We start from the raw sequence: 9,578 nt of genomic DNA, 5'->3' as shown, positions 1-9,578 counted from the left end.
CCGCGTGTTGCAATAGGGAAGCTGCCCAGTTACCTTTTGGCGTGGGCTACTAGATTCTAGAATTAACGCTTTCTAAACATAAAAAAACCGCCTATGGGCGGTTAAGGTCTTCGGGAATTTGGTTTGCGAACCAAGCGCATAGGCGGAGGGAGGAATTCAGTGAAAGACGCCTTTGAACTCGGAAAGCAACTCCCTGAATCCCAATCATGGCAGCTTTCCGAGTGAGACAGCGTCTTGAACGAATTCCTCCCGTAGCCTCCCCCGCTTCCCCTCAAACGAAACTTCCCCGGTCAATTTCAACCGCCTCGGTATCTTGTTCAGATGTACAATTCGCCCAGCACCTGTTGAACGCGATGCGGTCGACCGCTCAATTGCGCCGTAATAAAAGCTTCGGTCTGATCCGGTTGGAGGTCGTACATCACTTCGATTTCTTTGGCGAATAGATGCTCTTTCCCTGAGAACCAGTCGGCAAGCGCAGGCACTTCGGCTGGTGTCGGCTTTTGCTTGAGGACGGATTCCAAGCCTTTGACATAGGTATCGAGTGCTTGCGCACCGACGATCTTCACGCCCTTATTTTCTTCGTTCATAAGGATGATCGTCGGGAATCCGCGTACGCCGAGGCGGGACGCGAGCGCGAAGTCTTCTTCCAGCAGGTCCTGAGCGGCTTCGGTGGCGGCTTCGTCGACGATCGCTTTCCCGTCCAGGCCGATCTCATCGACGAGGCGGATCATGGTGAGGTCTTCGGCAATATTTTCGTTGAAGGCAAACAATTGCTCGCGTGCTTTGCGCAGGAATTCCTGCTCCTTGCCCGCGTGTTTATTTTGAATGACTTTGAAAACGCGGGACGGAGGGAAAGAGGATTGAAGCGGATTGTCGAGCCAAACGCTTCCGTCGATCGGCATTCGGGAATGCTCGCCGACTTCTCTCCAGTGCCCGGCAACGTCGGAAGGCTTTTGAATCCCGTTGGCTCTGTCTCCGAAACCGTGCCAACTCGGCAGCAGTCCGCCCATCGCGATAGTCACGTTGAAATATTGGCCGTACTGGCGAATGAAGCGTCCAAGTACAGGTTCAAGCGCCCAGCAGTGCGAGCAGATCGGATCGGTGACGTAGTAGAGGGTCATTTTTGGCATTTGCGGCGCGAAGTCGATCAGACCGTTTGTTTCTTCTTCGTTGGCAGGTCCGCAGACGCCCGTTTTTAAGTCGCAGAACATATTGTCAGTCATAGATTGAATCTCCTTTCGGTATGAAGAGGAATGTATAGATTCTTGCGCGGATAATAATCTGCAATGTAAAATATATTAACTTTATTTACCTTACGTAGTACAATTATAAGACCTAAAACATAAAGTTCAATTACTGTCTTTTTCCGTACCAGGTATTCAAAAAGATACCTGGTAGCTTGTCTTCAATCGGTGAACGGTTTAGTCTGTCTGAAACGCACTAGTACTCTGTACCAATTAAATGTAAGGTTACGCTTGTCCGAAACGCACTAGAACCGTGCGCGTTTCGGCCAAACGTAAACCCACTATTTGACCTGGTACAGAGTACTAGGGCGTGTCTTCAAACCTCGATGGAAGCAGATTTTGCCGAATTTTCGTTCTCAACAAGGAACTTTTCCGAAGGCGTGCCGGGGCACGTCAAGGGAAAGTGACGTAGGAGAGGGCGAAAAGGTGGCAAAAGATGCACATTGGCAGGTTTGAAGACACGCCCTAGAACCATGCGCGTTTCAGACGAACTTAAACCTGCAATTTATTCAAGACAAGCTACTGGTAAGCGAAGATCGGAGGTTGCGATGAAATACGAATTCGATATGGACAAACTTTGCCCCGCTACGTTTTCTTTTCAGGTCGTCGGAGGGAAATGGAATCTGCCTTTGTTGGCCGTATTGTCGGAAAGCGATTCGATTCGGTATAACGAGTTAAAAAGAAGGTTGGGCGGCATCACGGCGACTACGCTGACGAATGCCCTGAAAGAATTGATCGCCTACGGCATCGTGCACCGCGAAGCGTATATGGAAAGCCCGCTTCGGGTCGAATACTCGCTGACGCAGTCGGGCAAGGAGCTAGTGCCGTTGATCGAAGCGATCGTGGCGTGGGGCGGGAAAAACATGCCGGAGTCCTGAGTTTGCAAAAAACGAACAGCCGGCAAAGAAACGCGGTTTCGTTGAACTTGCTCGGCCTATTAAGCGTTTGAACGGAAAAAGCTTCCGTTCGAACGCTTTTTGGCGTTCGGTCGGAAGCTTTGGCGAATCAAGAAGCATTAGTTTGTCCGGAATCTCACATAAAATGCCGTGCCTTCCTTGCCGGTCGACAAGTCGATCGAAGCGCCGTGCTTGTTTGCGATGCTGAAGCAGATAGCCAGGCCGAGGCCGGAGCCGTTTTCCTTCGTGGTATAGAACGGTTTCCAGATCTGCTCGACAACGTCGGCCGGGATGCCGGGACCGTTGTCCTCGATGACCAAAACGGCGCGTCCGTCCTGCATATACGTTTTAAGCTGAATCCAGCCGTTTTCTCCGGTGGCTTCGAGCGCGTTACGGATAAAGTTAAGGATCAGCTGCGTGATCTGCTTGTTGTCCATCTCGATCGACTCGACATCGGTCAGATGGGTGGTGATGATCTTGCCCGTGACGGAAGCGTCGGCTTCGATCAGCGGCAGGATTTTGCGGATCAGGTCGTTCAGATTCTCGCGCTTGAGCTGGACCATATGGTCTTTGGCCAGCGACAGGAATTCGGTAATGATCTGATTGGCGCGGTCCAGTTCCTCGATCATGACTTGAAGATAAGCCGGTTCGAGCGTGTTTTTGCCCTGCATCAGCATTAATTGAAGGAAGCCGCGCACGGTGGTCATCGGATTGCGAACTTCATGCCCGATGCCCGCCGCGACTTCGCCAACCAGATGCAGCTGGGACAGACGTTGCAGCTCGTGCTCGTACTGTTTATGCTCCGTCAGGTCGCTGATCATCGTGAGCAGCAGCAACTCTCCGTTGAAGTCGAGCCGTACGGTGCGCAAAATGCAGACCTTTTCATCCCCGGCATGGTTGGTAAACGTCACCTCGCGGCTGATCCCTTCGGGAACCGTCGAATGTTCGTCCGGCTCGGGGATCTGAAGCATCAGCTCATTGCCGCGAATCAGCTTGCTGTACTGCGTGTCCATTTGAAGGCGCGTAATGCCAAGTAGCAGCAGAAAAGCGTCATTTGCTTCAATGATCTCACGGTCTTCCAACGTTGTAATCAGCATCGGGTGCGGGCTCGCAGCGAAGATGGCCGCAAAGCGATTTTCCGAGGAATGCAGGAAGCGATTCGTTTCGGCCAAAGCCACGTTTTGCCGCTTGAGTTCATCAATCTGACCTATTCGTTGAAACGCCGGGATTAACTGCTTCGCCACCAAATGCAGGACCTCAAGCTCGATAGGATCGAAGCTATCCGTCACACGCGAACCGAATCCGATCGCAAACGGCCGATTTGCGTCGCCCACCACAATCGGGAAGCATACATAGCGCTGCAATCCCATTTGACGCAAAATCCGCCCGTGAAAATCATTCGTCTCTTGCAGACGCTCGCAGATATAAGGCTGCATCGACTTGATCGCGGCCCCGCAAATCGTCTGCCCTTGATCGAGAGAAAGCAGTGCGTCGGCTTCCTCCGCGGTCACGCCGCGATGATGGATCAACTGAAGCCGATACGGAAACCGCTCCTCCACCCAATAATTCAACAAAAGATCCAGACTAAAATATTTGCTTACGCAATCAAAAACATGCGTAAGCAGCTGCGAAGGCGTCTCGCTGGATAGGATTCCCGGCAGCAGTTCAGTCAGCACGTTATATTTTAGTTCCAGATCGGTCTCCGTGTTCAACGGAACTCACCTCATTTATCAGATATCAGACTTCCCACATTATAACTAGCACAATTATAGCATCCGTTCAGAAGGAAAAGTAGCGATTAATAAGCAATACACATAAAAACGTTCAAAAAAAAGAAAAAATCCTTATTAATGTAAAACTATTTCTACATTATGCTTTGCTTTTCCGCGATAAAAGAAAGAGAAAACGTTCATCTTTCGAAAAGGTTTGTTCTTGATGGAAGCAACAGGCGGAGGGAGAAATTCAGTTCAAGACGCCTTTGAACTCGGAAAACTCCGTATTCAAATCCTATCCATTTTCCGAGTGAGACAGCGAATTGAACGAATTTCTCCCGCAGCCGTCCATGCTTCCCTCACGAACAGGCCCTTGAGATTCTAATGAAAAGTTTTTGAAAAAGGATGAAAAAGATGTTGAATAATATGTCGAATGTGATATACTTCTCATCAGTACCGAATGACCGAAATGTTTTTCTGGTCAATTTTAGGAAAGGAGCCTAACCTCGGAAATGTTTAAATCAGAGTGGAAAAGTATTTTGAAGCATCGGATGACCATGTTGACCGTCATTGCGATGCTGTTGGTGCCGGGGTTGTACGGCTTGTTCTTCCTTTCGGCGTACTGGAACCCCTACGGTCATACCGACCGGTTGTCCGTGGCTGTCGTGAACGAAGACGCAGGCACGCAATATGAAGGCAAGCGACTCGACGTCGGCAAGGATTTCGTCGAGGGGTTGAAGGATAACGACTCGTTCCAGTGGGTCGCAACCGATAAGCAGGAGGCTCTTACAGGGCTGAACGACGAGAAGTACATCATGGTAATCGAGCTGCCGGAGAACTTTTCGGAAAATGCTTCGACCTTGCTGAACAACGATCCCAAAAAGATGAATATTCAGTATTACACCAATGCAGGCATGGGTTACTCTTCCGCACAGATCGCCAAGTCGGCAATCAAGGAAGTAAACGAAGAGATCGCCGAGCAGGTGACCAAAGAATATGCGACAACCGTATTCAAAAGCCTGACCGAGTTGGTCGACGGATTGAAAGATGCGGACGACGGAGCCAAGAAGCTGGATGACGGCGCCGCCGATCTGGCGGACGGTTCGCAGAAGCTGGCTGATAATCTCAAAAAGTTGGCCGCGAACAGCGTCTCCTTCCAAGAAGGCGTCACTGATCTGAAAACAGGCGCAGGCACACTGAGCACCGGGATTGTCAGTGCCGCATCGGGAGCCGCGCAGCTGAACAACGGTTTGGGCACACTGTCCGGCGGAGCTACCCAACTGAATGACGGATTGGGAACCTTGTCTACCGGAGCAAAGAAACTGGATAACGGTCTCGGCACGCTGTCGACAGGCGCTCAGAAGTTGGATGACGGTCTGGGCACGCTTCAAACTGGAGCAGGTAGTTTGCAGACCGGAGCCACGCAGCTCGATCAAGGGCTTATGCAGTTGAAAGACGGTGCAACGACCTTGACGGACGGTTCGCAAAAGCTGCAAAGCGGAGCGGAGCAGTTGAATCAAGGGTTGGGACAATCGAGCGCCGGCCTGAACCAACTGCAAGAACAGCTTACCCCGTTCACGGCAGGCATGGCGCAGTTGAACGAAGCGGTTCAAGGACTGGGCACGCAGGCTTCGGCGGCGGTCGACGGTCTGGGCGCGGCGCAGCAGCAGCTTCAGCAAAAAGCGGCTTCGATCAAGGAGCAGCAGGAAGCGATGGCCGCGTATATTCAAAGCAGTTCCACCATTCCGGACGCGGATAAGCAAAAGCTGCTGTCCTTGATGGCGGCGGGAGCTTCGGCTTCCGGCAGCGATTCTTCCGCAAGCGGCGACGCGTCCCAATTGCAACAATCGCTCGGCCAACTGGATCAGTTGACTTCGAGCGTCGCGCAGTTGAACGAAGGCGCGCAGCAGATCCAGTCGGCCGTCGGTCAACTGGCGAACGGGCAAGATCAACTGCTGCAAGGTTCGTCCAGCCTGGTCGACGGGCAAAAGCAAGTGACGGACGGTCTCGGCACCTTGGCGACCAAAATCGGCGAAGCCGAAGCGGGTTCGAAAAAGCTGGCGGACGGAGCAGGCAGTCTAGTCAGCGGAGCGGATCAGCTGAAAAGCGGTTCGTCGAGTCTCGTCAGTGGAGCCGATCAACTTAAAACCGGATCGGCCAGCCTGGTCAGCGGAGCCGACCAACTGCAAACCGGTTCGCAAAGCCTGGTGACGGGAGCGGACAAGTTGCAAACCGGCTCGCAAAGCCTCGTGAGCGGTCTTGGCCAATTGAAAGACGGAGGCAGCCAACTGGTAACCGGAATCGGCAAGCTCGGCACCGCAACGGGTGAGCTTAGAGACGGAGCCGATCAATTGGCCGACGGATCGGTTACGCTGAATAACGGCGTCGGCGATCTCAAAGACGGTACGAACGAATTGTACACGTCCCTGACCGAAGGCGTGGAAAAAGCCGGCGTCGTCAGCTCGGACGACAAAACGTACGACATGTTCGCGCAGCCGACCGAGCTTCAGCATTCCGACGTCCACGACGTGACCGAATACGGCGAAGGCTTGGCGCCTTACATGATGTCGATCGCCCTGTTCGCGGGCGCGCTCATGTTCTCGTCGGTCTACCCGCTCAAAACGCCGCAAATCCGCCCTCGTTCCGGCCTGGCCTGGTTCTGGAGCAAGTTCAGCCTGATTCTGTTCATGGCGATCTTGCAATCGGCGATTCTGGACGCGGTACTGATCGGATTTGTCGGGCTGCAAGTGCAAAGCCTATGGCATTTCTACGCGATCACGTTCACGCTCAGCCTGACGTTCCTGGCTCTGCTGTTCTTCCTGTTCGCGGCGCTGGGCAAGGTAGGCCAATTCATCGCCTTCCTGATCCTGCTGATGCAGATCGGCGGCAGCGCGGGCACGTTCCCGAAAGTGTTGACGCCGGACTTCTTCCAGGCGATCAACCCGTTCCTGCCTGCGACCTACGGTATTCGCGCTTTGCGCGAAGCGGTCTCGCTCGGCAACGACTGGGGCTACTTCTGGGCGCAGCTCGGCCATGTCGCGATCTTCGGGGTCGTGTTTATCCTGCTGGCGCTGGCGGTATTCCTGTTCAGCAACAAAAAGATCAAAACAGGCATCGAAGAAGAGCAAGAAGGCATGGTGCCGAATCAGACGCCAGCCAAGGCATAAAGCCGTCGCGGGCGGCCGCGCCGTACGTGACAATGTTTGGAACAAAGCTTCCCGCAAGCGAGAACGTCGCTTTGTCGGGAAGCTTTTTTGTATGAAAATGGATGACGATAGAAGCGAGGGATAGAGAAAAAGGAGGGGCCGAGATGGAAAAGAAACGACGTCGTATTCTGGAAGGAGCGATGCTCTGCTTTGAGCGCTTCGGGTTCCGGGGGACAACGATCGAGAGTGTAGCCAAAGCAGCGCATGTCAGCAAAAGCTCGATTTATGATTGTTTTGAAAATAAAGAGGCGTTGCTTCGGGCGATCGTAGAAGATGTGCTGGAGGAGTTGCTGGCCGAGTCCGACCGTGTTTGCGTACCTGGGCAGCCGCTGAGCGAAGATATCAATCGAACTTTCGATGCGATGATCGCCCTGCGCGGACAGCATCGTTTATTGGTCGGCATTTACCGTGAGGCTCGTCAGTCCGGCGCGCATGGAGTGCTGGAAATGCGAAAAGCCCTCGAAGAAGGCATTATCCGCTATATCGAGGAACGGGTTCGGCGTCACGAGTCGTCCGGCGAGACGTTCCGGCTGGAGCCCAAAGTGATTGCTTTTCTCGTCTACCGTTCGTATTTGCAGATGATTTACGACTGGGACGATCTCTACGAGCCTTTACCGCCGCAACAAATCAAAAACGCGCTGAACGCATTTGCCCTGTAAGGGTGGCGTCCGGCGCGTTTTTTTGTCGCAGATAGCGTAAATATGGGAAAAGAAGCACCTGCTTTGATGGAATGCGTGAGCGGAAATCTTAGGCTTCGGCGCGGAATTGCTCTGGCTTTGGCGCTGCCGGCTGTTCTTTTCCCTGGTAAAAGGCATCGACGAAGATTTGCGCATAATACGGGTCCCACTGCGTGCCTTTGCCTTCGGAGATAATCGAGATGGCTTTCTCAAGCGGCATCCCGCTGCGGTAAGGGCGATCCGATGTCATGGCGTCAAATGCGTCGGCTACAGCGATAATGCGGCCCAGCTTCGGAATGTCGGTTCCGGCAAGCCCGTCAGGATACCCCCGGCCGTCATAGCGTTCGTGGTGCGAACGTACGCCGGGCAGCAGGGGAGCCATCATCTCGGCCGGCTCGATCTGCTTTAGGATTTCTTCTCCCAGCGCCGGATGCTTTTTGATCTGCTCGAACTCTTCGTCGGTCAGACGGCCGTCTTTGAGCAGTACGCTGTCGCGAACGCCGATCTTGCCGATATCGTGCAGCAGCGCGCTTTTATTCAGCAGGTCCAGCTCTTCGCGTCCGAGTCCGGCGCCGCGGCCGATCAGGAGCGAATATTCGGCGACACGCTGGGAGTGACCCGCCGTGTACGTATCCCGGGCGTCAAGCGCGGCGGCCAAGGTCGAGAAATAGCTTTGCAGCAATTGCTCGTTAACGCGTTGACGCTGGGACAGCCCTTGCACCATGTGATTGAAGCCCGCGACAAGTCTGGAAAATTCGTCGGAGTACAGGTCGGAGGCGCGTACTTCGAGATCGCCGGTCTGAACGGCGCGAAGCGCCTTTTCCAAATTGCCGATCGGTTGACGGACGCTGCGACTGAGCAACCATGCCCCGAGCGACGAGAAAAGGATACCGAATATCAGAATGAGCGAGGCCCATTGCCAGTAATCTTCGATCAGGGGAGAACCGGTAACGCTCAAGCGAATTTGAGTAGCCAGAACGAAAAAGAACAAAGGAAATGTGCCGATCGAAAATGCACTAAGTTGAAACTTGCGCTGCGTCGAGACGATCACGCGCCCGTCCAGCGAGACACTGATTCCGTAGTCGCGCTGGCCCATTTCGCTCACGAATTTGAGCAGGGGACGAATAGCTTGGTCGGTCAAAAAGTATTCGATCAGGGCGTGCATGCCGGCTACCAGAATGGCGCCCGAGGCAGCGATGCCGATATAATGCACAGGCAAATCGACCCAGCCGATCCGCATAAACAGCAGCGTAAGCAAGATAGCGGGAACGGATAAGCCGAGCAGATGCGGACCCATGATGCGCAGCACCGACAGCGAAGGGAGCCGGTGAATCTGGACATAAGCGTTCCGAATATCGTCAATCGTAGGCTTCTGCTGCAAAAATAGCCCGCGGATCGGCCGAACCTGTCTCGCGAACGTTAAAAATTCCACCGACATCATCACGAGGAAGGAGATAAACAGAACGATGAAAAGAGAGCTGAATCCGCCGATCGGCAACCTGAGCGCTGACGACATGACGGCTCCTCCCAGGCAAAGAACGGCCAGTACCGAACCGATGATGTAATTGCGCACAAGCCGACGTAAGAAGCGCCGGTATTCGGTCATTGAGATTCCTCATTTCTTGAAAAACTTGACTTCGGGCCGCATTCGAACCCGGTACGTAAACGTTGCTCATTGTTGTTATCGGATCAAAACGACGCTGCCATTACAAAATGAGGATTTCCTTCGCAGGCGGAAAACTTAGAACCAAAAGCCGGTCGTCCATCGGGAACGACCGGCTGCAAAAGGCGACTTCGAATGGCTTGTCGCGCTTGACGTTCAAGTTGTAAACCGCATTTGTCC

General features: G+C 53.4%; 6 protein-coding genes. 3 read left to right on the top strand and 3 right to left on the bottom strand.

Annotated features, from left to right (window positions below; genetic code table 11):
• Positions 1-317: 317 nt before the first annotated feature.
• The gene (locus WKI47_RS03450; protein WP_340225799.1) at positions 318-1,223 is read right to left on the bottom strand and encodes a DsbA family protein; all 906 of its coding nucleotides are present in this window, start codon (positions 1,221-1,223) and stop codon (positions 318-320) included.
• Between the two features lie 569 nt (positions 1,224-1,792).
• On the opposite strand from WKI47_RS03450, the gene WKI47_RS03445 reads away from it, so the two are divergent.
• Complete coding sequence (locus tag WKI47_RS03445) at positions 1,793-2,122, top strand: helix-turn-helix domain-containing protein (RefSeq protein WP_340225798.1); 330 nt, start codon at positions 1,793-1,795, stop codon at positions 2,120-2,122.
• Between the two features lie 137 nt (positions 2,123-2,259).
• Here the strand turns inward: WKI47_RS03445 and WKI47_RS03440 are convergent, their stop codons facing one another.
• Positions 2,260-3,852: an ATP-binding protein gene (locus WKI47_RS03440; RefSeq protein ID WP_340225797.1), complete on the bottom strand. Its 1,593-nt coding sequence runs from the start codon at positions 3,850-3,852 to the stop codon at positions 2,260-2,262.
• A gap of 512 nt (positions 3,853-4,364) precedes the next feature.
• Here WKI47_RS03440 and WKI47_RS03435 point away from each other — a divergent pair.
• Positions 4,365-7,019, top strand: a complete 2,655-nt coding sequence (locus tag WKI47_RS03435; protein ID WP_340225796.1) for a YhgE/Pip domain-containing protein — start codon at positions 4,365-4,367, stop codon at positions 7,017-7,019.
• 143 nt (positions 7,020-7,162) lie between these two features.
• Complete coding sequence (locus WKI47_RS03430; RefSeq protein WP_340225795.1) at positions 7,163-7,717, top strand: TetR/AcrR family transcriptional regulator; 555 nt, start codon at positions 7,163-7,165, stop codon at positions 7,715-7,717.
• 88 nt (positions 7,718-7,805) lie between these two features.
• Here WKI47_RS03430 and WKI47_RS03425 read toward each other — a convergent pair whose 3' ends face one another.
• Entirely contained in the window at positions 7,806-9,341 is a 1,536-nt protein-coding gene (locus tag WKI47_RS03425; RefSeq protein ID WP_340225794.1) for an HD domain-containing phosphohydrolase, read from the bottom strand.
• Positions 9,342-9,578 lie beyond the last annotated feature (237 nt).

Source organism: Saccharibacillus sacchari (assembly GCF_037722395.1).
Lineage (GTDB): Bacteria > Bacillota > Bacilli > Paenibacillales > Paenibacillaceae > Saccharibacillus > Saccharibacillus sacchari_A.
Note: the sequence above shows the minus strand (reverse complement) of the source record. Positions and strands in the feature narration are given on the sequence as shown.

What these genes read in the sequence shown, in the direction of transcription:
- WKI47_RS03450 (WP_340225799.1), bottom strand. Translation starts at nt 1,223, where the DNA reads ATGACTGACAATATGTTCTGCGACTTAAAAACGGGCGTCTGCGGACCT.
- WKI47_RS03445 (WP_340225798.1), top strand. Translation starts at nt 1,793, where the DNA reads ATGAAATACGAATTCGATATGGACAAACTTTGCCCCGCTACGTTTTCT.
- WKI47_RS03435 (WP_340225796.1), top strand. Translation starts at nt 4,365, where the DNA reads ATGTTTAAATCAGAGTGGAAAAGTATTTTGAAGCATCGGATGACCATG.
- WKI47_RS03430 (WP_340225795.1), top strand. Translation starts at nt 7,163, where the DNA reads ATGGAAAAGAAACGACGTCGTATTCTGGAAGGAGCGATGCTCTGCTTT.
- WKI47_RS03425 (WP_340225794.1), bottom strand. Translation starts at nt 9,341, where the DNA reads ATGACCGAATACCGGCGCTTCTTACGTCGGCTTGTGCGCAATTACATC.